Source organism: Streptomyces sp. NPDC051677 (assembly GCF_044453465.1).
Classification (GTDB): domain Bacteria; phylum Actinomycetota; class Actinomycetes; order Streptomycetales; family Streptomycetaceae; genus Streptomyces.
The window spans coordinates 114,745-139,894 of sequence record NZ_JBITCT010000001.1 but is presented as its reverse complement, the minus strand read 5'-3'; the positions used below and the strand labels follow the sequence as shown (position 1 = coordinate 139,894).

Sequence of the window (25,150 nt, the reverse complement as noted above, 5' to 3'; positions counted from 1 at the left end):
CTGGTAACCCTAAACTTCAGCGTTAGGGTTCGGGTCGGCGAAACGGACCGTCCCATTCGGCATCAGTCGTCGGATCGCGCGACCACGCGAGGCGGCGACACGTAACTCGAGGCGAGAGGCCTTCGACGTGGCAGCACCGCAGAACTACCTCGCAGTCATCAAAGTCATCGGTGTCGGCGGCGGTGGTGTCAATGCCATCAACCGGATGATCGAGGTCGGTCTCAAGGGCGTCGAGTTCATCGCCATCAACACCGACGCGCAGGCGCTGTTGATGAGCGACGCCGACGTCAAGCTCGACGTCGGCCGCGAACTGACCCGCGGACTCGGCGCCGGCGCCAACCCGGCCGTCGGCCGCAAGGCCGCCGAGGACCACCGCGAGGAGATCGAGGAGGTCCTCAAGGGGGCCGACATGGTCTTCGTGACGGCCGGTGAAGGCGGCGGCACCGGCACCGGCGGCGCGCCCGTCGTGGCCAACATCGCCCGCTCGCTGGGCGCCCTCACCATCGGCGTGGTCACCCGCCCGTTCACCTTCGAGGGCCGGCGCCGCGCCAACCAGGCCGAGGACGGCATCGCCGAACTCCGCGAAGAGGTCGACACCCTCATCGTCATCCCCAACGACCGGCTGCTGTCCATCTCGGACCGCCAGGTCTCGGTGCTCGACGCCTTCAAGTCGGCCGACCAGGTCCTGCTCTCCGGCGTGCAGGGCATCACCGACCTGATCACCACCCCCGGTCTGATCAACCTCGACTTCGCCGACGTGAAGTCGGTCATGTCCGAGGCCGGTTCGGCCCTCATGGGCATCGGCTCGGCCCGCGGCGACGACCGCGCGGTGGCCGCCGCCGAGATGGCGATCTCCTCGCCGCTCCTGGAGGCCTCCATCGACGGCGCCCGAGGGGTGCTGCTCTCCATCTCCGGCGGCTCCGACCTCGGCCTGTTCGAGATCAACGAGGCCGCCCAGCTGGTCAGCGAGGCCGCCCACCCCGAGGCCAACATCATCTTCGGCGCGGTCATCGACGACGCGCTCGGCGACGAGGTCCGGGTCACCGTCATCGCGGCCGGCTTCGACGGCGGGCAGCCGCCGGCCCGCCGCGAGACGGTCATGGGGTCGTCCTCCTCGTCGGCCCGGCGCGACGAGCCCACCCCGGTACGCCAGCCCGAGAGCCGCCCGTCCTTCGGCTCGCTCGGCAGCGTGACGCCGAAGGAGGAGCCGGAGCCGGCGCCCGAGCCGGTGGCCGACCTCCCGGTCTCCCCGCCGGTGCCGCCGTCGCGGACCTACTCGGACAGCGCCGCCGAGGAACTGGACGTCCCGGACTTCCTGAAGTGATAGGACAGCGCGAGAGCGTGAGCGGCGCGCACTTCGCCTTCACCGACCGGTGGGGCGGGGTGAGCGCCGCTCCGTATGCGGAGCTCAACCTCGGTGGAGCGGTCGGCGACGACGCCGAGGCCGTACGCGCCAACCGCGAGCTGGCCGCCAAGACGCTGGGGCTCGACCCGGGTCTGGTCGTCTGGATGAACCAGGTGCACGGCAGCGAGGTGGCCGAGGTCGACGGCCCGTGGAACGTGCAGAACGTGCCGCAGGTCGACGCGGTGGTGACGGCCGGGCGGGGCATCGCTCTCGCCGTGCTCACCGCCGACTGCGTGCCGGTCCTGCTGGCCGACCCGGTCGCCAAGGTGGCCTGCGCAGCCCACGCGGGCCGGCCCGGCATGGTCGCCGGGATCGTTCCCGAAGCCGTACGGGCCATGGTGCGGCTCGGCGCCGACCCCGCCCGGATCGTCGCCCGCACCGGACCCGCCGTCTGCGGCCGGTGCTACGAGGTGCCGGAGGCGATGCGCGCCGAGGTGGCCGCCGTCGAGCCGTCGGCGCACGCCGAGACGAGCTGGGGCACCCCCGCCGTGGACGTCACCGCCGGGGTGCACGCGCAGCTCGACCGGCTCGGAGTGCACGACCGGGAGCGGTCGCCGGTGTGCACACGGGAGTCGGATGATCACTTCTCGTACCGCCGCGATCGCACCACGGGGCGACTCGCGGGATATGTCTGGCTGGACTGATCGGACATGACGGACCGTAAGGACGAACTCGCCGGAAATCTGGCGAAGGTGGAGGAGCGCATCGCCGCCGCGTGCGCGGCCGCCGGCCGGGGGCGGGAGGAGGTGACCCTGATCGTGGTCACCAAGACCTACCCGGCGAGCGACGTGCGGATCCTGTCGGAGCTCGGCGTGCGCCATGTCGCCGAGAACAAGGACCAGGACGCGGCGCCCAAGGCGGCCGACTGCTCGGACCTGCCCCTTCAGTGGCACTTCGTCGGCCAGTTGCAGACCAACAAGGTGCGATCCGTGGTCGGTTACGCGGATGTCGTGCAGTCGGTCGACCGTGCCAGGCTGGTGACGGCCCTGTCGAAGGAGGCCGTGCGCGCCGGCCGCGAGGTGGGCTGCCTGATCCAGGTGGCCCTCGACGCCGGGGGCGGCGGGCGGGGCGAGCGGGGCGGCGTGGCCCCCGACGGCGTCGAGGAGTTGGCGGCTCTGGTCGCCGGCTCCCCGGGGCTGCGGCTCGACGGACTGATGACCGTCGCACCTCTGACCGGCGAGTACGCGGGACGCCAACGAGAGGCGTTCGGGCGGTTGATGGATTTGTCGACTGACCTGCGCCGAAGCCATCCGGCTGCGAACATGGTGTCGGCAGGGATGAGTGCGGACCTCGAGGAGGCCGTGGCGGCCGGAGCGACACATGTACGCGTCGGCACCGCGGTACTCGGAGTCCGCCCCAGGCTCGGGTAACGTCGCCAGGAAGTCGGACCACAGCAGAAAATATGGTCATTACCGCCGAAAGGCGGGTATAACGGCCACGTGGATCGCGGGACTTGGCAGTCGGAAGTCGATCCACCACAGAGCGGAGGACTCAGAGCATGGCCGGCGCGATGCGCAAGATGGCGGTCTACCTCGGCCTCGTGGAGGACGATGGGTACGACGGCCGGGGATTCGATCCCGACGACGACTTCGAACCCGAGCTCGATCCTGAGCCCGAGCGGGACCACCGGCGGCACGAGCCGGCCCACCAGTCCCACGGTGCACATCAGTCCCAAAGGGACGAAGAGGTGCGAATCGTGCAGCCGCCCGCGCCCCGCGAGCCGGTAGCCCGGTCCGCTTCGCTCGCCGCGGAATCCGGGCGTCCGGCGCGGATCGCGCCCGTGGCATCCATCACACAAGAACGTCAGTCCCTGGAGAAGAACGCACCGGTGATCATGCCCAAGGTCGTGTCGGAACGAGAGCCGTACCGGATCACCACGCTTCACCCCCGGACCTACAACGAGGCCCGTACCATCGGGGAACACTTCCGTGAGGGCACCCCGGTGATCATGAATCTGACTGAGATGGATGACACAGACGCGAAGCGACTTGTCGACTTTGCGGCCGGTTTGGTGTTTGGTCTTCACGGCAGCATCGAGCGGGTGACGCAGAAGGTGTTCCTGTTGTCGCCTGCTAACGTCGATGTCACGGCGGAGGACAAGGCCCGCATCGCAGAGGGCGGGTTCTTCAACCAGAGCTGAGACGCAAGACCGGAAAAGCAGTACAGAGCAGTACAGATCAGCAGCACGGAACAGGGGAGAGGGAAGCACCGAACATGAGCGTGGTCCTGGATGTCGTCTACATCGCGCTGATGGTCTTCCTCATCGTGCTCATCTTCCGGTTGGTCATGGACTACGTCTTCCAGTTCGCCCGCTCATGGCAGCCCGGCAAGGCGATGGTGGTCGTATTGGAGGCCACCTACACTGTCACCGATCCACCGCTCAAGCTTCTGCGGCGGGTAATCCCGCCGTTGCGTCTCGGGGGCGTGGCGCTCGACCTGTCCTTCTTCGTACTGATGATCATCGTCTACATCCTGATCTCGATCGTGAGCCGGCTGTGAGCGATGTGAACTACCGTCTTGCCGATGCCGACGACTACGTTGAGGTGAAGAGATGCCGTTGACCCCCGAGGACGTGCGGAACAAGCAGTTCACGACCGTCCGCCTCCGAGAAGGCTATGACGAGGACGAGGTCGATGCCTTCCTCGACGAGGTCGAAGCCGAACTGACCCGCCTGCTCCGGGAGAACGAGGACCTGCGCGCCAAACTGGCCGCGGCGACGCGTGCTGCTGCCCAGAACCAGCAGAACATGCGCAAGCCTCCGGAGCAGGACCAGCAGCAGGGCGGCATGCAGCAGCAGGGTGGCATGCAGCAGCAGGGCATGCAGCAGGGCGGCATGCAGCAGCAGGGTATGCAGCAGGGCGGTATGCAGCAGGGCGGCATGCCCCAGCAGGGGATGCCTCCGCAGGGGATGCCGCAGCAGGGCATGCGAGGTCCCGGCGGCCCGGTGCCCGCCGGCATATCGGGCCCGCCGCAGCAGCAGATGGGCGGCCCCATGGGTGGCCCGCCCCAGCTGCCGAGCGGTGCCCCGCAGCTGCCCGCCGGTCCCGGCGGCGGTCAGGGTGGTCCCCAGGGTCCCGGCCCGATGGGTCAGGGTCCGATGGGCCAGGGCCCCATGGGTCAGGGTCCGATGGGCGGCCAGCCCCCCATGCAGCAGCAGATGGGTGGTCCGATGGGCGGCCCCATGGGCGGTCCGATGGGCGGCCCCGGTCAGGGCCCCGGTGGCGACAGCGCCGCCCGTGTCCTCTCGCTGGCCCAGCAGACCGCCGACCAGGCGATCGCCGAGGCCCGCTCCGAAGCCAACAAGATCGTCGGCGAGGCGCGTTCGCGTGCCGAGGGTCTCGAGCGTGACGCCCGTGCCAAGGCCGACGCCCTGGAGCGGGACGCGCAGGAGAAGCACCGCGTCGCCATGGGCTCCCTGGAGTCCGCCCGCGCGACGCTGGAGCGCAAGGTCGAGGACCTGCGTGGCTTCGAGCGCGAGTACCGCACGCGACTGAAGTCCTACCTGGAGTCGCAGCTCCGTCAGCTGGAGACCCAGGCGGACGACTCGCTCGCGCCGCCGCGCACTCCGGCCACGGCCTCCCTGCCGCCGTCCCCGGCGCCCTCGATGGCTCCGGCCGGCGCGAGCGCCCCGTCCTACGGCGGCAACCCGGGCATGGGTGCGCCGAGCCCGGCCGCTCCGTCCTACGGCGGCCAGCAGCAGATGTCCCCGGCCATGACACAGCCGATGGCGCCGGTGCGACCGCAGCAGGGCCCCTCCCCGATGGGCCAGGCTCCCTCGCCGATGCGCGGCTTCCTCATCGACGAGGACGACAACTGACGGCCAGTAGTACGCCTTAGGCGTCGGCAGCGTTCAAAGGGCGGGACCCCGGATTTTCGATCCGGGGTCCCGCCCTTTTTACGCGTGTTGACGATGTTGACGAAGTCACCGGAGATGTCGACCGGAGATGTCGAAGGGCCCGGTTCCCCAGGGAACCGGGCCCTTCTCGTCCGCCGTTACGCCTTGCGCAGGCGGAACGTCAGCGTCAGGCCCTCGTCGGTGAACGGGACGCCGTAGGCGTCGTCCGCCTCGCCCTGGGCGAAGTCCGTGGCGAGGACCTCGTCGGCGATCAGGGCCGAGTGACCGGCCAGCGCGTCGACGGTCGCCGGGTCCGTCGCGGTCCAGCGCAGCGCGATGCGGTCGGCGACGTCGAGGCCGCTGTTCTTGCGGGCCTCCTGGATCAGCCGGATCGCGTCACGAGCCAGGCCGGCCCGGCGCAGCTCCTCGGTGATCTCCAGATCCAGGGCGACCGTGGCGCCGGAGTCGGAGGCGACCGACCAGCCCTCGCGCGGGGTCTCCGTGATGATCACCTCGTCGGGGGCGAGAGTGACGGTCTCGCCGTCGACCTCCACGGACGCCGTGCCCTCGCGCAGCGCGAGGGACAGCGCGGCCGCGTCGGCGTTCGCGACGGCCTTGGCCACGTCCTGCACGCGCTTGCCGAACCGCTTGCCCAGGGCCCGGAAGTTGGCCTTGGCGGTGGTGTCCACCAGGCTGCCGCCCACCTCCGACAGGGACGCCAGTGACTCGACGTTCAGCTCCTCCGTGATCTGCGTGTGCAGCTCGGGGGAGAGGGCGTCGAAGCCGGTGGCCGCGATGAGCGCGCGCTGCAGCGGCTGGCGCGTCTTGACGCCCGACTCCGCGCGCGTGGCGCGCCCCAGCTCGACCAGGCGGCGGACCAGGACCATCTGCTTCGACAGCTCCGGGTCGATGGCGGAGAGGTCGGCCTCCGGCCAGGAGGAGAGGTGGACCGACTCCGGGGCGCCCGGGGTGACCGGCACGATCAGGTCCTGCCAGACCCGCTCGGTGATGAACGGGGTCAACGGGGCCATCAGCTTGGTGACCGTCTCGACGACCTCGTGCAGGGTGCGCAGCGCGGCCTTGTCGCCCTGCCAGAAGCGGCGACGGGAACGGCGGACGTACCAGTTGGAGAGGTCGTCGACGAACGCCGAGAGCAGCTTGCCGGCGCGCTGGGTGTCGTAGGCCTCCAGCGCCTGTGTCACCTGGTCGGTGAGGGCGTGGAGCTCGGACAGCAGCCAGCGGTCCAGGACGGGCCGGTCCGCCGGAGCCGGGTCGGCCTCGCTGGGCGCCCAGCCGGACGTACGGGCGTACAGGGCCTGGAAGGCGACCGTGTTCCAGTAGGTGAGGAGCGTCTTGCGGACGACCTCCTGGATCGTGCCGTGGCCCACCCGGCGGGCCGCCCACGGGGACCCGCCGGCCGCCATGAACCAGCGCACCGCGTCCGCGCCGTGCCGGTCCATGAGCGGGATCGGCTCCAGGGTGTTGCCCAGGTGCTTGGACATCTTGCGGCCGTCCTCGGCGAGGATGTGGCCGAGGCAGACGACGTTCTCGTACGACGACTTGTCGAAGACCAGCGTGCCGACGGCCATCAGCGTGTAGAACCAGCCGCGGGTCTGGTCGATGGCCTCGGAGATGAACTGCGCCGGGTAGCGGGACTCGAAGAGTTCCTTGTTCTTGTACGGGTAGCCCCACTGCGCGAACGGCATGGAACCCGAGTCGTACCAGGCGTCGATGACCTCGGGCACGCGGGTGGCCGTCCGCTCGCAGCCGTCGTGGGTGCACGCGAAGGTGACGGCGTCGATGAACGGGCGGTGCGGGTCCAGCTCCGACTGGTCGGCGCCGGTCAGTTCGCTGAGCTGCGCGCGCGAGCCGACGACCGTGAGGTGGTCCTCCTCGCAGCGCCAGATCGGCAGCGGGGTGCCCCAGTAGCGGCTGCGGGACAGCGCCCAGTCGATGTTGTTGTTCAGCCAGTCGCCGAAGCGGCCGTGCTTGACCGTGTCCGGGAACCAGTTGGTCTTCTCGTTCTCCTGGAGGAGGCGGTCCTTGACGGCCGTCGTGCGGATGTACCAGGACGGCTGCGCGTAGTAGAGGAGCGCGGTGTGACAGCGCCAGCAGTGCGGGTAGCTGTGCTCGTACGGGATGTGCTTGAAGAGGAGGCCGCGCTGCTGGAGGTCGTCGGTGAGCTGTTCGTCCGCCTTCTTGAAGAAGACGCCGCCGACCATCGGGACGGACTCCTCGAAGGTGCCGTCCGGGCGGACCGGGTTCACCATCGGCAGGCCGTAGGAGCGGCAGACCAAGAGGTCGTCCTCACCGAAGGCGGGGGACTGGTGGACCATACCCGTGCCGTCCTCGGTGGTGACGTACTCGGCGTTGACCACGTAGTGGGCCGGCGCCGGGAACTCCACGAGCTCGAACGGACGTTGATAGGTCCAGCGCTCCATTTCGGCGCCGGTGAAGGTCTGGCCGGTGGTCTCCCAGCCCTCGCCGAGTGCCTTGGCGACGAGCGGCTCGGCGACGACGAGCTTCTCCTTGCCGTCGGTCGCTACGACGTAGGTCACGTCGGGGTTCGCGGCCACGGCCGTGTTGGAGACCAGCGTCCAGGGGGTCGTCGTCCACACCAGGAGGGCGGCCTGGCCGGCGAGCGGACCGGAGGTGAGGGGGAAACGGACGTACACGGAAGGGTCGACGACCGTCTCGTAGCCCTGGGCCAGCTCGTGGTCGGAGAGGCCGGTGCCGCAGCGCGGGCACCAGGGGGCGACGCGGTGGTCCTGGACCAGCAGGCCCTTGTCGAAGATCTCCTTGAGCGACCACCAGACCGACTCGATGTACTCGGGGTCCATCGTGACGTACGCGTCGTCGAGGTCGACCCAGTAGCCCATGCGGGTCGTCAGTTCGGAGAAGGCGTCGGTGTGGCGGAGCACGGACTCGCGGCACCTGGCGTTGAAGTCGGCGATGCCGTACGCCTCGATGTCCTTCTTGCCGGCGAAGCCGAGCTCCTTCTCCACCGCCAGTTCCACCGGGAGGCCGTGGCAGTCCCAGCCGGCCTTGCGGGCCACGTGGTAGCCGCGCATGGTGCGGAAGCGGGGGAAGACGTCCTTGAAGACGCGTGCCTCGATGTGGTGGGCGCCGGGCATGCCGTTGGCGGTGGGCGGGCCCTCGTAGAACACCCATTCGGGGCGGCCCTCGGACTGCTCCAGGCTCTTGGCAAAGATCTTCTGCTCGCGCCAGAAGTCGAGCACCGCGTGCTCGAGGGCGGGCAGGTCGACCTGGGCGGGCACCTGGCGGTACTGCGTCATCGATCTTCCTCCGGCGGACGTACTGCCTTCCGTCGGAGGGACGAGAGCCTTCTTGCATGTCTACGCCGTGTGCGGCGCGCTCCCGCGGTACCACCCTCCTTGGCCCTCCGGTGCGCCCTACGCGCCGGTGAGCCCCCTCATTGGGGTCGCGATGCCGGTTCTACCGACCCGGGGAGGGTCCTCTTCCGGCGGCTCCGGGGTGATCTTCGCGTCGCGCTCGCCCCCGGGCTTCCACCGTCCCCGGGTCGCTCTGGGCTGCGTACGCCGCTACTCGTCCCCATCCACGCTTTTCGCTCCGCCCAGTGTACGGCTCCACGACGACAGCGGCCGACCGGTTTACGGGGCCGTCGGGCGCTGCCTCCAGCCGTGCCCGGAATGCCCCGAATGGTGGCTAAATGTGGAGGTGTGCATGTTCGCATTACGGGATGCCGGGCTCGGCGGATTACCCGGCGGGGAGCTGGGCACAACGCATGCAGGCTTGCCGCGCGGCGTGCGCGAGGCGGGCGAATCGGGCGGTGTGCCCCGTTGCCGCGGGCTCCAAGTCGATTTATCGTCCCAGCACGATTCGCGTGCAAGATCACAATATGTGAAGGGGCCGCGGCCATGGTGGCGAAGAAGACCGCCGTACAGCAGTCGGCGTCCGGCAGGTCCAGGGGCGCCTCCGGCGGTGCGGCCAAGGACGCCAAGGACGCCAAGGACGCCAAGGCCGTGAAGACGGTGCGGTCGTCCGCCCTCAAGGGGACGAAGAAGGCGGCGCCCAAGAAGGCACTCGCCGAGAAGACGACCCAGAAGACGAGCCAGCAGACGACCGCGAAGAAGGCGGTGGCCAAGAAGCCGGCGGCCAAGAAGCCGGTGGACCGAAGACCTGTGGAGCAGGCGGCGGAACCCGTTGAGAGGGAGAGGCCGGCCAAGAAGGCGGCCACGAAGAAGACGACCGCGAAGAAGGCGGCCGCCAGGAAAGCCACCGCCGAGAAGACGGCCGCCAAGAAGAACAGCGGCGCCAAGGGCGTGGCCGCGACCAGCGCGGGCAGGAAGAGCACGGCCAAGAAGGTGGGCGCGGCCTCGGCCGCGGAGCAGACGGGAGCCACGACTGTGGTTGCGAAGAAGACTCCGGGTACGGCCACGGCGGCGAAGACCGCCGTCCCCAAGGCGCGCCTCGCCGCGGTGGAGCCGGGCGAGCTCGCGGTGCGCCCCGGCGAGGAGCCGTGGACGCCTAAGGAGGTCGAGGAGGCCCGCGCGGACCTCGAGTCCGAGCAGGCGCGGCTGCGGGCGGAGCTCGCCTCGTCCGAGACGGCCCTGGCCGGGCTGATGCGGGACTCGGGGGACGGCGCCGGCGACGACCAGGCGGACACCGGGACGAAGAACATCACGCGCGAGCACGAACTGGCGCTGGCCGCCAACGCGCGCGAGATGCTGATCCAGACCGAGCACGCACTGGAACGGCTGGACGCGGGTACCTACGGCCTGTGCGAGAACTGCGGCAAACCCATCGGCAAGGCCCGGATGCAGGCCTTCCCACGGGCCACGCTGTGCGTCGAGTGCAAGCAGAAGCAGGAGCGCCGGTACTGATCTCCTGGCTGTCGGGGGGCGTGCCGTACCCTCGTCCTCAGTCAGGTACCTAAGTTGAGGGACTCACGTGGCAGAGGCGGAGCGCGTCATCGGTACGCCGGACACCCCAGAGGCGGGGTCCGAGCCGGAGCAGTCGTCCGGCCCGGGCGAGCAGGAGAGCACCGAGGCACGGCCCAGGGGCAAGCGCCGGATCGCCGTGCTCTTCGCCGTGGCCACGTTCGCGTACGTACTCGACCTGGTCAGCAAGATGATCGTGGTCGCCAAGCTGGAGCACCACGCGCCGATCGAGCTCGTCGGTGACTGGCTGAAGTTCGAGGCCATCCGCAACGCGGGCGCGGCCTTCGGCATGGGCGAGGCCTTCACCATCATCTTCACGGTGATCGCCGCGGCCGTGATCGTGGTGATCGCCCGGCTCGCCCGCAAGCTCTACAGCCTGCCCTGGGCGATCGCGCTGGGCCTGCTGCTGGGCGGCGCGCTGGGCAACCTCACCGACCGGATCTTCCGCGCGCCGGGCGTCTTCGAGGGCGCGGTCGTGGACTTCATCGCACCGAAGCACTTCGCGGTCTTCAACCTCGCCGACTCGGCGATCGTGTGCGGCGGCATCCTGATCGTGCTGCTGTCCTTCAAGGGGCTGGACCCGGACGGCACCGTCCACAAGGACTGAGCGTGCGTTCGGGGGCGTCCGACCCGTCCGGCATACTCGACGGGTGAGCACGATTCCCGAGATCCGTACCCTGCCCGTGCCGGACGGCCTGGAGGGCGAGCGCGTCGACGCCGCCATCTCCCGCATGTTCGGCTTCTCCCGTACCAAGGCCGCTGAGCTCGCCGCGGCGGGGAAGGTCTCGGTCGACGGCTCGGTGGTCGGGAAGTCCGAGCGGGTGAGCGGCGGGGCCTGGCTGGAGGTCGAGATGCCGCAGGCCCCCGCGCCCGTGCAGATCGTGGCCGAACCGGTCGAGGGCATGGAGATCGTGCACGACGACGAGGACGTGGTCGTGATCGTCAAGCCGGTCGGCGTGGCCGCGCACCCGTCGCCGGGCTGGAGCGGGCCGACCGTCATCGGCGGGCTCGCCGCGGCCGGCTACCGCATCTCCACCTCCGGCGCCGCCGAGCGTCAGGGCATCGTGCACCGCCTCGACGTCGGCACGTCCGGTCTGATGGTGGTCGCCAAGTCGGAGCGGGCGTACACGTCGCTGAAGCGCCAGTTCAAGGAGCGCACGGTCGACAAGCGCTACCACACGCTCGTCCAGGGCCACCCGGACCCGACGAGCGGCACGATCGACGCGCCCATCGGCCGGCACCCCCAGCACGACTACAAGTGGGCCGTCACGGCCGAGGGCAAGCCGTCCGTCACGCACTACGACCTGATCGAGGCGTTCCGCGCGGCCTCCCTGCTCGACGTGAAGCTGGAGACGGGCCGTACGCACCAGATCCGCGTCCACATGGCCGCCCACCGCCACCCCTGTGTCGGTGATCTGACGTACGGCGCCGACCCGACGCTCGGCAAGCGGCTGGGTCTGACCCGGCAGTGGCTGCACGCCGTCCGGCTGGGCTTCGAGCACCCCGGGGACGGGGAGTGGGCGGAGTTCGCCAGCGACTACCCCGAGGATCTGCAGAAGGCCCTCGACCAGGTTCGCGAGGAGACCTACGGATGAGCGCCCCGCGCGCGTACACGGTGCGCGTCGCCGAGGACCCCGCCGACCGTGAGGCGTGTTTCGCGGTGCGCAAGGAGGTGTTCGTCGGCGAGCAGGGCGTGCCGGAGGACCTGGAGTACGACGCGCACGACGCCGGCGCCGTGCACGTGCTGGCGGTCCGGGAGGACGGCCTGCCGCTCGGGACCGGGCGGCTGCTGTACGGCGAGGCGGCCGCGGCCAGGACCGACGGCGATCCGTCGGTGGGCTCGCTGGGGCGGCTCGCCGTGACGCGCGAGGCGCGCGGGCTGGGCGTCGGGGTGGCGCTGGTGCGGGCCGTCGAGGAGGCGGCACGCGCGCGTGGGCTCACGGCCGTGGACCTGCACGCGCAGACGCACGCACTGGGCTTCTACGAGCGGCTGGGGTACGTGGCGTACGGGCCGGAGGACCTGGAGGCGGGGATCGCGCACCGGTCGATGCGGCGTTCGCTGTAGCACCAGGTGGCCGTGCGACGCTTGAGGTCTGGATGCTCCTGATCGTCTAGACCCCGGAGCCTGACCGTGGATCAGTTGGCCCTGTTGTTCATCCTGTTGCTCGGGGCCGTGGTGAGCGTCCCGGTCGGCGACCGGCTGGGGCTGCCCGCGCCGGTGCTCATGACGTTGCTCGGGATCGTTCTCGCGGTGCTCGACTTCGTGCCCAACGTGGACATTCCGCCGGACCTCATCCTGCCCCTCCTGCTGCCGCCCCTGCTGTACGCGGCGGTACGGCGGACCTCCTGGCGGCAGTTCGCGGCGAACGTGCGGCCGATCATCCTGCTCGCCGTGGCGCTGGTGTTCGTCACGACGGTGTGCGTGGCGGCCGTGGCCCACGCGATCGTGCCGGGGCTGCCGGTCGCCGCGGCCGTCGCGCTCGGGGCTCTGGTCGCGCCGCCCGATCCCGTCGCCGCCACCGCCGTGGCGGGACAGCTCGGGCTGCCCCGCCGGCTGGTGTCCATCCTGGAGGGCGAGGGGCTGTTCAACGACGTGACGGCCATCGTGCTGTACCACGTCGCGATCGCCGCGGCCGTGAGCGGGACGTTCTCACCGTGGCGGGCCGGGCTCGACCTGGTGCTGTCCGCCGTGGTGGCGGTGGCGGTCGGCGTCGCGCTCGGGTGGGGCGCGAACAGACTGCTGGACGTGCTCGGCGACACGACCCTGCAGATCGGGCTGACGCTGCTGGTGCCGTACGCCTCGTACGTGCTGGCGGAGGAGTTCCACGGGTCCGGGGTGCTGGCCGTGCTGACCACCGCGATGTTCCTCGCCGAGTACGCCACCGACCCCGACGACGTGCTGACCCGGCTGGCCGGTCACACCTTCTGGGACATCATCGACACCCTCGTGACGGGAGTCGCGTTCGGGCTGATCGGCCTGGAGCTGCACAACGCGATCCGCACGGCGTCCGGGCGCTGGGGGGAGATGCTGGGCTGGGCCGGGGTGATCGTGGCCGTGGTCGTCGTCGTACGGCTGCTGTGGCTGATGCCGGCGACCTGGCTGACGAAGCGGCTGCACGCCCGACGGGACCACGACGAGGACATTCCGATGGGCTGGCGGGAGACCGTCGTCATGTGGTGGTCCGGGATGCGTGGGGTGGCGTCGGTGGCGCTGGCGCTGGCCGTTCCGCTGAAGACCGAGGACGGGGGCGCCTTTCCCGACCGGGACGAGATCATCTTCATCGCGTTCGGCGTGATCATGGCGACGCTGATCCTGCAGGGGCTGACCCTGCCGTGGCTGGTCAAGCGGCTCGACGTGCAGTCGGACGCCGACCACGAGAAGGAGTTCGAGAAGGAGCTCGCGGTGCGGGCCGCGAAGGCGGCGAAGCGGCGGCTGCGGGAGATCGAGGCCGAGGAGGATCTGCCGGAGGAGCTGTCCGAGCAGATGCTGCGGCGGGCCTTCGACATCGGGCTGCGGATCAGCCCGGACGTCGGGGAGGACGAGCGGCGGGAGGCGCACGAGCACCGGGTGCGGCGGCTGAAGCGGGTGCGGCGGATCCAGGGGGAGATGCTGAGCGCGGCGCGGCACGAGGTGGTGGCGGCGCGCAGCGAGCCGGGCGCGGATCCGGAGATCGTGGACCGGGTGCTGCGGCACCTGGACGTCCGCAGCCTGCGGTGATCCCCCACCCGCGGACAGGCCGACCGCGGTGCCGAGTGCGGCGACCGACCGGCCCGTCTCACCCGCGGCGGGCGGCCCCGTCCGGGGAGGCGGCTCCGTCCCTCGAGGAGGAGGACTGGCCCGGGATGCGGCCGCCCGGCGGTGGGGTCGCGTCCGCCGTGTTGACCCGGGGGAGCGCGTACGGATGCTCCCGGGCCAGCCAGCGGACCATCTGCTCGCGGACCGTGACCCGCACCGTCCAGATGTCGTCGGCGTCCTTCGCCGTGACCAGGGCCCGCACCTGCATGGTGTTCGGGGTGGTGTCGGTGACGTCCAGGCCGCAGGCGCGGCCGTCCCAGGCGGGGCACTCGCGCAGGATGTCGCGCAGCTTCTCGCGCATCGCGTCGATCGGCGCCGTGTGGTCGACGTGGAAGTAGACGATGCCGGTCATCTGCGGGGTGCCGCGCGACCAGTTCTCGAACGGCTTCGAGGTGAAGTACGACACCGGCATGGTGATCCGGCGCTCGTCCCAGGTGCGGACGGTCAGAAAGGTCAGGGTGATCTCCTCGACCGTGCCCCACTCGCCGTCCACCACCACGGTGTCGCCGATGCGCACCATGTCGCCGAAGGCGATCTGCAGCCCGGCGAACATGTTGCTCAGCGTCGACTGGGCGGCCACACCGGCGACGATGCCGAGGATGCCGGCCGAGGCCAGCAGCGAGGCGCCCGCGGCGCGCATGGCGGGGAACGTCAGCAGCATCGCGGCCACGGCCACCACGCCGACGACGGCCGCCACCACCCGCATGATCAGCGACACCTGGGTCCGCACCCGTCGCACCCGTGCGGGATCGCGGTGCATGCGCGCGTAGCGCGAGTACGACGTCTCCACGATCGCCGCCGCGATCCGGATCACCAGCCACGCCGCCGAGCCGATCAGCACCAGGGTGAGGGCCTGGCCGATGCCGGTCCGGTGGTCCTCCAGCATCTGTGCGGCGTCGTAGGACCCTCTCAGCATCGCCGCGCACAGCACGAGCTGGTACGGGATGCGGCCACGGCGCAGCAGACCCCACATCGGGGTCTCGGGGTGGCGCAGGTCGGCCTTGGACAGCAGACGGTCGGTGGCCCAGCCGATGAGGACTGTCAGCACGACCGAACCGCCGACCACGATCACGGGGCGGAGCAGGTTCTCCATGCCTTCGAACGTAACCGGACGGGCGGGACCTTGAACATGCGACTTCTGTGAAGAGGCGCACGCACGGCGTTGTCAGTGCAGGCTGGCACCATGGGCGCATGAACATCATGCTCTTTCACTCGACCTATGGCCTTCGGCCCGCGGTGCGCGCGGCGGCGGACCGGCTGCGCGCCGCCGGGCACGAGGTGTGGACGCCGGACCTCTTCGAGGGGCGCACGTTCGACACGGTCGAGGAGGGCATGGCGCACAACGAGGAGATCGGCAAGGACGAGCTGCTGAAGAGAGCCGTCCTGGCCGCCGCGCCCTACTCGGAGCGCGGGCTCGTGTACGCGGGGTTCTCGCTGGGCGCGTCGATCGCGCAGACCCTCGCCCTCGGCGACGACAAGGCGCGGGGTCTGCTGCTCCTGCACGGCACCTCGGACCTCGCGCCGAACGTCTCGGTGGACGACCTGCCGGTGCAGCTGCATGTCGCGGAGCCGGATCAGTTCGAGACGGACGACTGGCTGAGCGCCTGGTATCTGCAGATGGGCAGAGCCGGCGCCGATGTGGAGATCTACCGGTACGCGGGCGCCGGGCACCTGTACACCGACCCCGACCTGCCCGACTACGACGAGGAGGCCGCCGAGGCCACCTGGCGGGTGGCGCTCGGCTTCCTCGACTCGCTGTAGCGGAACGTCGAAGACCCTAGCCCGGGAAGCACTCCTTGGGCCGGTGCACCTGCGACGGGAAGTGGCCGGACCACACCCAGGCCGTCGGCTGGGAGTCGTAGATCCGGTACCACAGGTTCCCCGACGGGGTCTTGGTGGTCGAGCACTGGATCCGCAGGGTCGTGCCCCGCGGCTCCGTGCGGTACCTCGTCGACGACGAGGAGGGCTGCGAATATATGGGCGAGCTCTCGGCCGTGGTCAGGTTGACGAACGCCGGGGCCGCCGCCGAGGCTTCCTGCGCCTGGGCGGAGGTGGCGGTGAGGCCGGCGAGGGCCAGGGCAGCGCCGAGCACTGCGGTCTTCGTCAGGACACTTTGGGGGGTGGCCATGTGACTCCAATCCTGGTGGAACTGACGGGTCGCCAGTGTGACGATCCGACAATGTGCGCGACGCTACCAAGATCTTCCCGACCCCGCCCGGAATTGTTTTCTACACCGGGTCGTAGGTGCGCTCGACCTTCTGCGTGCCGGTGCGCGTGCGGTACGAACGGGCCCAGGCCGAGGTCGCGTCGGCTTTCGTGCGGTCGGACAGGACGTAGTAGTCCATCTGCGCGCGCTCGGCGGTGATGTCCAGGACGCCGTACCCGTGCCGGTCGGTGTCGACGAAATGGACGTGCCGGTTGGCGGCCCGGATGATCGGTGAGGCCAGCGCGGTGAGGGTGCCCTCGGGGACCTTGACGATGTCGTCGAGGTTGTCGGAGGTCACCGACGTGACCACGAACTCCGTGGCGGCCGAGGCCGACAGAGGGTAGGTGCCCGCGTCCACCGGCACGTCGTTGGCCCACGCCATGTGGATGTCACCGGTCAGGAAGACGGTGTTGCCGATGGCGTTCGAGCGCAGATGGGCGAGGAGTTCGCGGCGGTCGTCGGTGTAGCCGTCCCACTGGTCGGTGTTGAGGGCGAGGCCCTCCTGCGGCAGACCGAGCAGCTTGGCGAGCGGCTTGAGCAGGTCGGCGGAGAGCGAGCCGATGGCGAACGGCGAGATCATCACCGAGTTGCCGACCAGCCGCCAGGTGGTGTCGGACGCCTTCAACCCGGCCTTCAGCCAGTCGAGCTGGGCGCGGCCGGTGATCGTGCGGTCCGGGTCGTCGACGGTGCCGTTGCCGACCTTGACCTGCTGCGAACGGAACGAGCGCAGATCCAGCAGGGACAGGTCGGCGAGCTTGCCGAAACGCAGCCGCCGGTAGGTGGTGCCGGCGAGGGCCGGGCGGACCGGCATCCACTCGAAGTAGGCCTGCTTGGCAGCCGCCTGACGGGCCGACCAGGCGCCCTCGGCGCCCTCGGTGTGGTTCTCCGCGCCGCCCGACCAGGTGTCGTTGGCGAACTCGTGATCGTCCCAGATCGCGACGACCGGCGCCTTGGCGTGCAGGGCCTGGAGGTCCGGGTCCGTCTTGTACTTGCCGTGCCGGGTGCGGTAGTCGGCGAGCGTGAGGATCTCGTGCGTGGGCGCCGTCTGCCGGACGACGACGCCGCGGGCGCCGTACTCGCCGGTGCCGTACTCGTAGATGTAGTCGCCGAGGTGCAGCCAGGCGTCCAGGTCGCCGCGGGCCGCGAGATGACGGTACGAGGAGAAGTAGCCGGCCTCCCAGTTGGCGCAGGAGACCACGCCGAAGCGCAAGGAGGCGACGGCCGCGTCCGCCGCCGGCGCGGTGCGGGTGCGCGCCACCGGGGAGTCGGCGCCCCCGGCCGAGAAGCGGAAGTAGTAGTCGGTCGCGGGCGCAAGGCCCCGGATGTCGGCCTTGACGGTGTGGTCGGTCGCGGCCGAGGCGGTGGTGGAGCCCTTGGCCACGATGTTCGTCAGCGCCTTGTCCTTGGCGACGACCCAGCTCACCTCGGTGTCGGGGCCGAGCCCGGAACCGGGTACCGCCTCGGCGGTGGGCGTCACGCGGGTCCACAGCAGCACGCCGTCGGGCAGCGGGTCGCCGGAGGCGAGGCCGTGCAGGAAGGCCGGGGTGTCCGCGGCGGCGCGGGCCGGGAGCGCGGCGGCGAGCGGGCCGGCCAGAACAGCGGTCGCCGCCGCGGCCTTGACGACCGTACGGCGGCGGGGCGAAAGGGAGTTGGGGCCCTGAGGCGCCTCGGATGATCTGTATCGACTGGTCACGACCGATCAGGTTACTGATCGGTATGCGCAGAGAGCGGGCGAACTCGGAAAGTTCGCCCGCTCTTCACGCGGCGGCTGGATTCCCCGTCGGCGTCAGCCCTTGAGGGCCTCGCCCACCACCTTGTCGAAGTCGGCCACCGTCAGCAGCGGGGTGCCGTTGTTGAGCTGCTTGCCGTCCATGACGAAGCCCGGCGTGCCGTTCACGCCCTCCTTGTTGGTGTCGAAGGTCTTCGACATGGCCATCGCCCAGGCGTCGTAGGTGCCCTTCTTGACCGCGTCCTGGAACTTCGTGTTGTTCTTCAGCGCGGTGACGGTGTTCGCGACCTTGATGAGGTAGGCGTCGTCCTTGAACTCGTCGCTCGACTCGTCCGGGTGCCACTTCGCCGAGTACAGCGCGGTCTTGTACTCGAGGAACGCCTCGGGGCTGACGTTCAGCGCGGCGCCCAGGGCGCTCAGCGCGTTCTTGGAGCCCTCGCCGTTGTCCTTGTTGTCGATGAACGTGGCGCCGATGTACTGGAACTTGAACTTGCCGTCGTCGATGTCCTTCTTCACCGTCGAGCCGACGGTCTGCTCGAACTGCGCGCACACGGGGCAGCGCGGGTCCTCGTAGATCTTGAGGGTCTTCTTCGCGGTGCTCTTGCCGATGACCACGGTGGTGCCGTCGGCGCCCGTCGTGTTGGCGGGAGCGACGACCTTGGCGTCCTTCGCCTCGTCCCAGTAGCTGGGCTTGTTGGCCTGGACGACGGCGTAGCCTATGCCGCCGGCCGCGGCCAGGACGCCGACGGCCGAGCAGGCGACGATGATCTGCCGCCTGACCTTGGCGCGCTTGGCCTCGCGCTCGCGCTCGATGCGCAGCCGCTCGCGGGCCGCCGTCTTCGCCGCCGCGCTGTTCCGCTTGCTCATGGTGTTCTCCAAAAGGGGACGCGCACAGGGGGTGCGCGGAAGTGTGTGTGGGGACTGCTGGTGGGTGCTCAGGCGCTCATGTGCGCGAGCCTGGTCGGACGGACGGTCCGGTCAGAGCGCGGCGGCCGAGCACGGCGGTCCACGCCGCCCCAGGGAGTGCACGAGGATCCGCTCGCGGACGGTGGTCGCACGGCGCGTGGTCCGCGGCAGGCGGCGGGCCGCCGGGGCGCGTCGTACGGTCACCGCGGCCACGGCCAGCAGCAGTGGGCGGAAGGTGGTCGCGGTCGCCGCCCGCAGCAGCTGGGCCAGCGCCCGCTCGCCCCGGCGCAGCCAGGCGGCCGCGATCAGGCCGACGGTGACGTGCGCGGCGAGCAGCAGCCATGCGGTGGCCGGGTCGGCGTGGGCGAGAAGACCGCCGAGCTTGTCGGTGTCGGTGCCGGTGACCTGGGCCAGCGGGCTGCCGACGGGCGTGCCGTTGCCGCACAGCACGTCCCAGCCGACCGAGGCGAGCGGGCCGGCGACCGGGCCGCCGGCCCGGCCGTAGCAGACGTGCTGGCCGGTGGTGAAGACGGTGTCGGCCGCCAGCTCCAGCGGGATCAGCAGGGCGGCGATCCGTCCGAAGCCGCACTCGCGGCCCGCCAGCGTGTACGCCAGTGCGAACACGGCGGCCGCGACGGCGGCCACCGTGTTGAGCGGCAGCGGAGCCCGCGACAGCAGCACGTGCGACGCGGTGCTGAGCGTCACGACGAGTGCCGTGAACAGCGCCGCGCGTACGGCTCTGAGGCGGGTCCCGGATATGTCCATAGCGGAGGAAGTGTGTCACGCGCTCCGGTAAGAGACCCCTAAAGGGTCCCTGTGAGAAGGCGGACTGTTAGAGAGCTGTTGTCAGAGGCCGGGAATCCGGCCGTTGCGGAACAGGTCGACGAAGATCTGGTGGTCGGCGCGCGCGCGTGCCCCGTAGGCGTGCGCGAAGTCGACCAGCAGGGGTGCGAAGCCCTCCTCGTCGGCAGCGATCGCCGCGTCGATGGCCCGCTCCGTGGAGAAGGGGACCAGGGACTCGCCGGAGGTGTCGTCCGCCGCCGCGTGCATCGTGGCCGTCGCGCGGCCCAGGTCGGCGACGACGCCGGCGATCTCCTCCGGGTCGTCGATGTCGCCCCAGTCCAGGTCGACCGCGTACGGCGAGACCTCGGCGACCAGCTGCCCCGCGCCGTCCAGCTCGGTCCAGCCCAGCCACGGGTCCGCGTGCGCCTGCAGGGCCCGCTGGGAGATCACCGTGCGGTGCCCCTCGTGCTGGAAGTAGTCACGGATCGCCGGGTCGGTGATGTGCCGGGAGACGGCCGGGGTCTGGGCCTGCTTGATGTAGATCACGACATCGTTCTCCAGGGCGTCGCTGTGGCCCTCCAGAAGGATGTTGTACGACGGCAGACCGGCCGAGCCGATGCCGATGCCACGGCGGCCGACGACGTCCTTCACCCGGTAGGAGTCCGGGCGGGCCAGCGACGTCTCCGGCAGCGTCTCCAGATAGCCGTCGAAGGCCGCGAGGACCTTGTAGCGGGTCGCGGCGTCCAGCTCGATGGAGCCGCCGCCCGGCGCGAAGCGGCGCTCGAAGTCACGGATCTCCGTCATGGAGTCCAGCAGTCCGAAGCGGGTCAGGGAGCGGGCGTCGCGCAGCGCGTCGAGCAGCGGGCCCTGGGCGGTGTCCAGGGTGAACGGCGGCACCTCGTCGCTCTTGGCGCCGGTGGCCAGGGCGTGGATGCGCTCGCGGTACGCGCCCGCGTACACCTCCACCAGCTCGCTGATCTGCTCGTCGCTGAGCGCCTTGGCGTAGCCGATGAGGGCGAGGGAGGCGGACAGGCGCTTGAGGTCCCAGGTGAAGGGGCCGACGTACGCCTCGTCGAAGTCGTTGACGTTGAAGATCAGCCGACCGTTGGCGTCCATGTACGTGCCGAAGTTCTCCGCGTGCAGATCGCCGTGGATCCACACGCGCGAGGTGCGCTCGTCCAGGAACGGGCCGCCCCGCTTCTCCGCGTCGAGGTCGTGATAGAAGAGGCCCGCCGTGCCCCGGTAGAACGCGAACGCCGAGGCCGCCATCTTCCGGAACTTCACGCGGAACGCGGCCGGGTCGGCGGCCAGGAGCTCGCCGAACGCGGTGTCGAAGACGGCGAGGATCTCCTCGCCGCGGTGCTCGTCGTTGAGCTGCGGAACCGACATCGCTGGGTGCCTCCTGGTGCATGACATGTACGACAGCGTTTCTGTCGTCTCCAACGGGCGGGGTCGGACGAAAGTGCCCGCACCCCGCAGTGAAGGTACGCGGCGAAGCGGCCCGGGTGTCAGTGCCGAGGCATAGACTTCGACGCTGTCCCCCAGACTGTCCGCCAGCCTGTCGCCGAGTGCCCACCCGTCGCCCGACCGCCACCCCTCAACGAGGCGCTTCGCGCCGCAGCACCGCCCCATGGAGGCCACGCCGTGTCAAAGCCGCCGTTCACGCACCTGCACGTCCACACCCAGTACTCGCTGCTGGACGGTGCCGCGCGGCTGAAGGACATGTTCAACGCGTGCAACGAGATGGGCATGACCCATATCGCCATGTCCGACCACGGCAACCTGCACGGGGCGTACGACTTCTTCCACTCCGCGAAGAAGGCCGGAGTCACCCCGATCATCGGGATCGAGGCGTATGTCGCCCCCGAGTCGCGGCGCAACAAGCGCAAGATCCAGTGGGGCCAGCCGCACCAGAAGCGCGACGACGTCTCCGGTTCGGGTGGTTACACCCACAAGACGATCTGGGCGGCGAACGCGACGGGCCTGCACAACCTCTTCCGGCTGTCCTCCGACGCGTACGCCGAGGGCTGGCTGCAGAAGTGGCCCCGGATGGACAAGGAGACCATCGCCCAGTGGTCCGAGGGGCTCATCGCCTCCACCGGCTGCCCCTCCGGCGAGCTCCAGACCCGGCTGCGCCTCGGCCAGTACGACGAGGCGCTGAAGGCGGCCTCCGACTACCAGGACATCTTCGGCAAGGACCGCTACTTCCTGGAGCTGATGGACCACGGCATCGAGATCGAGCGCCGGGTCCGTGACGGCCTCGTCGACATCGGCAAGAAGCTCGGCATCCCGCCGCTGGTGACGAACGACTCGCACTACACGTACGCGCACGAGGCGACCGCGCACGACGCGCTGCTGTGCATCCAGACCGGCAAGAACCTCTCCGACCCCGACCGCTTCAAGTTCGACGGCACCGGCTACTACCTGAAGTCCACGGACGAGATGTACGCCATCGACTCCTCGGACGCCTGGCAGGAGGGCTGTGCCAACACCCTCCTGGTCGCCGAGCAGATCGACACCGCCGGCATGTTCGAGGCGAAGAACCTCATGCCGAAGTTCGACATCCCCGACGGCTTCACCGAGGTCACCTGGTTCAAGGAGGAGGTCCGCCGGGGCATGGACCGCCGCTTCCCCGGCGGCGTCCCCGAGGACCGGCAGAAGCAGGTCGAGTACGAGATGGACGTCATCATCCAGATGGGGTTCCCGGGCTACTTCCTCGTCGTCGCCGACTTCATCATGTGGGCCAAGAAGAACGGCATCGCGGTCGGCCCCGGCCGAGGCTCCGCGGCCGGCTCGATCGTCGCCTACGCCATGGGCATCACCGACCTCGACCCCATCCCGCACGGTCTGATCTTCGAGCGGTTCCTCAACCCCGAGCGCGTCTCCATGCCGGATGTCGACATCGACTTCGACGAGCGCAGGCGCGTCGAGGTGATCCGGTACGTGACGGAGAAGTACGGCGCCGACAAGGTCGCCATGATCGGGACCTACGGCAAGATCAAGGCCAAGAACGCGATCAAGGACTCCGCGCGCGTGCTGGGCTACCCGTACGCCATGGGAGACCGCCTCACCAAGGCGATGCCCGCCGACGTCCTCGGCAAGGGCATCGACCTCAACGGCATCACCGACCCCTCGCACCCCCGCTACAGCGAGGCAGGCGAGATCCGCGCGATGTACGAGAACGAGGCGGACGTCAAGAAGGTCATCGACACCGCCAAGGGCGTCGAGGGCCTGGTCCGGCAGATGGGCGTGCACGCCGCCGGCGTGATCATGTCCAGCGAGCCCATCGTCGACCACGCCCCGATCTGGGTGCGGCACACGGACGGCGTGACCATCACCCAGTGGGACTACCCGCAGTGCGAGTCGCTCGGCCTGCTGAAGATGGACTTCCTCGGCCTGCGCAACCTGACGATCATGGACGACGCCGTCAAGATGGTGAAGTCCAACAAGGGCATCGACCTCGACCTGCTGGCCCTGCCGCTCGACGATCCGAAGACCTTCGAACTGCTCCAGCGCGGCGAGACCCTCGGCGTCTTCCAGTTCGACGGCGGCCCCATGCGCTCGCTGTTGCGTCTGATGAAGCCCGACAACTTCGAAGACATCTCCGCCGTCTCCGCGCTCTACCGTCCGGGCCCGATGGGCATGGACTCGCACACCAACTACGCGCTCCGCAAGAACAAGCTCCAGGAGATCACCCCGATCCACAAGGAGCTGGAGGAGCCCCTGGAAGAGGTCCTGGCCGTCACCTACGGCCTGATCGTCTACCAGGAGCAGGTGCAGAAGGCCGCCCAGATCATCGCCGGGTACTCGCTCGGCGAGGCCGACATCCTGCGCCGCGTGATGGGCAAGAAGAAGCCCGACGAACTGGCGAAGAACTTCACCATCTTCCAGGCCGGCGCCAAGAAGAACGGCTACAGCGACGAGGCGATCCAGGCCCTGTGGGACGTGCTGGTCCCGTTCGCCGGGTACGCCTTCAACAAGGCGCACTCCGCCGCGTACGGCCTGGTCTCGTACTGGACCGCCTATCTGAAGGCGAACCACCCCGCCGAGTACATGGCCGGGCTGCTCACGTCCGTCAAGGACGACAAGGACAAGTCTGCCGTCTACCTCAACGAGTGTCGGCGCATGGGCATCAAGGTGCTCCCGCCGAACGTCAACGAGTCGGTGCACAACTTCGCCGCCCAGGGCGACGACGTGATCCTCTTCGGCCTCGAAGCCGTCCGCAACGTCGGCACCAACGTGGTGGAGTCGATCATCAGGAGCCGCAAGGCCAAGGGGAAGTACGCCTCCTTCCCCGACTACCTCGACAAGGTCGAGGCGGTCGCCTGCAACAAGCGCACCACGGAGTCCCTGATCAAGGCGGGCGCCTTCGACACCCTCGGGCACACCCGCAAGGGCCTCACCGCCCAGTTCGAGCCGATGATCGACAACGTGGTCGCGGTCAAGCGCAAGGAGGCCGAGGGCCAGTTCGACCTCTTCGGCGGCATGGGCGAGGAGGAGACGAGCGAGCCCGGCTTCGGACTCGACGTCGAGTTCACCACCGACGAGTGGGAGAAGACGTATCTGCTCGCCCAGGAGCGGGAGATGCTCGGTCTGTACGTCTCCGACCATCCGCTGTTCGGCCTGGAGCACGTGCTGTCCGACAAGGCCGACGCGGGCATCGCCCAGCTCACCGGAGGCGAGCACGCGGACGGCGCGGTGGTGACCATCGGCGGCATCATCTCCGGTCTCCAGCGCAAGATGACCAAGCAGGGCAACGCCTGGGCGATCGCCACCGTGGAGGACCTCGCCGGCTCCATCGAGTGCATGTTCTTCCCGGCGACCTACCAGCTCGTGTCGACCCAACTCGTCGAGGACGCCGTCGTCTTCGTCAAGGGCCGCCTCGACAAGCGGGAGGATGTGCCGCGGCTCGTCGCCATGGAGCTCCAGGTGCCGGACCTGTCGAACGCGGGCACCAACGCGCCCGTGATCCTCACCATCCCGGCCACCCGGGTCACCCCGCCGATGATCAACCGCCTCGGCGAGATCCTCACCCACCACAAGGGCGACAGCGAGGTCCGCATCAAGCTCCAGGGCCCGACGAAGACGACGGTGCTGCGCCTGGACCGGCACCGGGTCAAGCCCGACCCCGCGCTGTTCGGCGACCTGAAGGTGCTGCTCGGCCCGTCCTGCCTGGCCGGCTGACGGCCTGACGGCCTGACGGGCTGATGAGCCGAGGCTGACGCGACTCAAGCGCGAGGGGCGCATCCGGTTTCGGATGCGCCCCTCGGTGTGCCCGGGCTGCAACAGCCCGCCCTGAGGACGTCAGTTGTGGCCGAAGCGCTTCTGCCGGCCCTTGCGGGCGACATCGGCAGGCGTCACCTGCGAGATGCGCTGCTCGGCCTGGTCCTGCATCGAGGACTGCTGGGCCTGCTGCTGACCACGCTCGGACTGCGGCTGTTTACGATCCTGCTTCTTGTTCTTGGCCATGGTGATCTGCCTCCTGGGGGGATCTGAGGGCCAGAGACGGGACCAGATTCACATAGGCTGACTTACGACGCATTTCGGATAATTACCGTCTGTAACAGG

The 25,150-nt window shown here is 69.7% G+C and carries 21 protein-coding genes; 13 read left to right on the top strand and 8 right to left on the bottom strand.

Annotated features, from left to right (window positions below; translation table 11 throughout):
• The first annotated feature begins 127 nt into the window (after window positions 1-127).
• The 6 genes from ftsZ to ACIBAF_RS00615 all read left to right on the top strand — a co-directional run bounded on the left by ftsZ (window position 128) and on the right by ACIBAF_RS00615 (window position 5,222).
• Window positions 128-1,324: a cell division protein FtsZ gene (gene ftsZ, locus ACIBAF_RS00640; RefSeq protein WP_399460909.1), complete on the top strand. Its 1,197-nt coding sequence runs from the start codon at window positions 128-130 to the stop codon at window positions 1,322-1,324.
• Window positions 1,321-2,049: a peptidoglycan editing factor PgeF gene (gene pgeF, locus ACIBAF_RS00635; RefSeq protein WP_399460908.1), complete on the top strand. Its 729-nt coding sequence runs from the start codon at window positions 1,321-1,323 to the stop codon at window positions 2,047-2,049. Before ftsZ ends, pgeF begins: the two co-directional genes overlap by 4 nt.
• Before the next feature lie 6 nt (window positions 2,050-2,055).
• Window positions 2,056-2,775 carry a YggS family pyridoxal phosphate-dependent enzyme gene (locus ACIBAF_RS00630; protein WP_399460907.1) on the top strand — a complete coding sequence of 240 codons (720 nt, stop codon included), beginning with the start codon at window positions 2,056-2,058 and terminating at the stop codon, window positions 2,773-2,775.
• Between the two features lie 128 nt (window positions 2,776-2,903).
• Window positions 2,904-3,545: a cell division protein SepF gene (locus ACIBAF_RS00625; RefSeq protein WP_079662921.1), complete on the top strand. Its 642-nt coding sequence runs from the start codon at window positions 2,904-2,906 to the stop codon at window positions 3,543-3,545.
• 74 nt (window positions 3,546-3,619) lie between these two features.
• Entirely contained in the window at window positions 3,620-3,904 is a 285-nt protein-coding gene (locus ACIBAF_RS00620) for a YggT family protein (protein WP_020129925.1), read from the top strand.
• 52 nt (window positions 3,905-3,956) lie between these two features.
• Complete coding sequence (locus tag ACIBAF_RS00615) at window positions 3,957-5,222, top strand: DivIVA domain-containing protein (protein ID WP_399460906.1); 1,266 nt, start codon at window positions 3,957-3,959, stop codon at window positions 5,220-5,222.
• A gap of 176 nt (window positions 5,223-5,398) precedes the next feature.
• Here the strand turns inward: ACIBAF_RS00615 and ileS are convergent, their stop codons facing one another.
• Entirely contained in the window at window positions 5,399-8,536 is a 3,138-nt protein-coding gene (gene ileS / locus ACIBAF_RS00610; RefSeq protein WP_399460905.1) for an isoleucine--tRNA ligase, read from the bottom strand.
• A 603-nt stretch (window positions 8,537-9,139) separates the two neighbouring features.
• Between ileS and ACIBAF_RS00605 the strand changes: the two genes are divergently transcribed.
• The 5 genes from ACIBAF_RS00605 (at window position 9,140) to ACIBAF_RS00585 (ending at window position 13,880) form a co-directional block, all read left to right on the top strand.
• A complete protein-coding gene (locus ACIBAF_RS00605) occupies window positions 9,140-10,105 on the top strand; it encodes a TraR/DksA C4-type zinc finger protein (protein ID WP_399460904.1) in 966 nt (321 codons plus the stop codon).
• A gap of 67 nt (window positions 10,106-10,172) precedes the next feature.
• Window positions 10,173-10,769, top strand: coding sequence for a signal peptidase II (gene lspA / locus ACIBAF_RS00600; protein WP_399460903.1), 597 nt, complete (start codon window positions 10,173-10,175; stop codon window positions 10,767-10,769).
• Window positions 10,770-10,812: 43 nt separating this feature from the next.
• The gene (locus ACIBAF_RS00595) at window positions 10,813-11,757 is read left to right on the top strand and encodes an RluA family pseudouridine synthase (protein ID WP_334580907.1); all 945 of its coding nucleotides are present in this window, start codon (window positions 10,813-10,815) and stop codon (window positions 11,755-11,757) included.
• Window positions 11,754-12,227 (top strand): GNAT family N-acetyltransferase, encoded by a 474-nt coding sequence (locus ACIBAF_RS00590; protein WP_399460902.1) that lies wholly within the window; start codon window positions 11,754-11,756, stop codon window positions 12,225-12,227. Before ACIBAF_RS00595 ends, ACIBAF_RS00590 begins: the two co-directional genes overlap by 4 nt.
• Window positions 12,228-12,293: 66 nt before the next feature.
• The gene (locus tag ACIBAF_RS00585) at window positions 12,294-13,880 is read left to right on the top strand and encodes a Na+/H+ antiporter (protein WP_399460901.1); all 1,587 of its coding nucleotides are present in this window, start codon (window positions 12,294-12,296) and stop codon (window positions 13,878-13,880) included.
• Between the two features lie 58 nt (window positions 13,881-13,938).
• Here ACIBAF_RS00585 and ACIBAF_RS00580 read toward each other — a convergent pair whose 3' ends face one another.
• Complete coding sequence (locus tag ACIBAF_RS00580) at window positions 13,939-15,051, bottom strand: mechanosensitive ion channel family protein (protein ID WP_399460900.1); 1,113 nt, start codon at window positions 15,049-15,051, stop codon at window positions 13,939-13,941.
• A 98-nt stretch (window positions 15,052-15,149) separates the two neighbouring features.
• On the opposite strand from ACIBAF_RS00580, the gene ACIBAF_RS00575 reads away from it, so the two are divergent.
• Entirely contained in the window at window positions 15,150-15,719 is a 570-nt protein-coding gene (locus ACIBAF_RS00575; RefSeq protein WP_079662930.1) for a dienelactone hydrolase family protein, read from the top strand.
• Between the two features lie 16 nt (window positions 15,720-15,735).
• Here the strand turns inward: ACIBAF_RS00575 and ACIBAF_RS00570 are convergent, their stop codons facing one another.
• From ACIBAF_RS00570 to ACIBAF_RS00550, 5 genes are all read right to left on the bottom strand, one after another.
• The gene (locus ACIBAF_RS00570) at window positions 15,736-16,086 is read right to left on the bottom strand and encodes an SH3 domain-containing protein (protein ID WP_399460899.1); all 351 of its coding nucleotides are present in this window, start codon (window positions 16,084-16,086) and stop codon (window positions 15,736-15,738) included.
• A 100-nt stretch (window positions 16,087-16,186) separates the two neighbouring features.
• Window positions 16,187-17,857, bottom strand: coding sequence for an alkaline phosphatase D family protein (locus ACIBAF_RS00565; RefSeq protein ID WP_399460898.1), 1,671 nt, complete (start codon window positions 17,855-17,857; stop codon window positions 16,187-16,189).
• A gap of 93 nt (window positions 17,858-17,950) precedes the next feature.
• On the bottom strand, window positions 17,951-18,760 hold the full coding sequence (locus ACIBAF_RS00560; RefSeq protein ID WP_399460897.1) for a thioredoxin domain-containing protein: 810 nt from the start codon (window positions 18,758-18,760) through the stop codon (window positions 17,951-17,953).
• 111 nt (window positions 18,761-18,871) lie between these two features.
• Window positions 18,872-19,564 carry a hypothetical protein gene (locus ACIBAF_RS00555; RefSeq protein WP_399460896.1) on the bottom strand — a complete coding sequence of 231 codons (693 nt, stop codon included), beginning with the start codon at window positions 19,562-19,564 and terminating at the stop codon, window positions 18,872-18,874.
• An 81-nt stretch (window positions 19,565-19,645) separates the two neighbouring features.
• Window positions 19,646-20,971 (bottom strand): DUF2252 domain-containing protein, encoded by a 1,326-nt coding sequence (locus ACIBAF_RS00550; protein WP_399460895.1) that lies wholly within the window; start codon window positions 20,969-20,971, stop codon window positions 19,646-19,648.
• Between the two features lie 255 nt (window positions 20,972-21,226).
• Here ACIBAF_RS00550 and dnaE point away from each other — a divergent pair, with 255 nt between their 5' ends.
• Window positions 21,227-24,766, top strand: a complete 3,540-nt coding sequence (dnaE, locus tag ACIBAF_RS00545) for a DNA polymerase III subunit alpha (protein ID WP_399460894.1) — start codon at window positions 21,227-21,229, stop codon at window positions 24,764-24,766.
• 120 nt (window positions 24,767-24,886) lie between these two features.
• On the opposite strand, the gene ACIBAF_RS00540 is transcribed toward dnaE, so the two are convergent.
• Window positions 24,887-25,051 carry a hypothetical protein gene (locus ACIBAF_RS00540; protein ID WP_099937555.1) on the bottom strand — a complete coding sequence of 55 codons (165 nt, stop codon included), beginning with the start codon at window positions 25,049-25,051 and terminating at the stop codon, window positions 24,887-24,889.
• Window positions 25,052-25,150 lie beyond the last annotated feature (99 nt).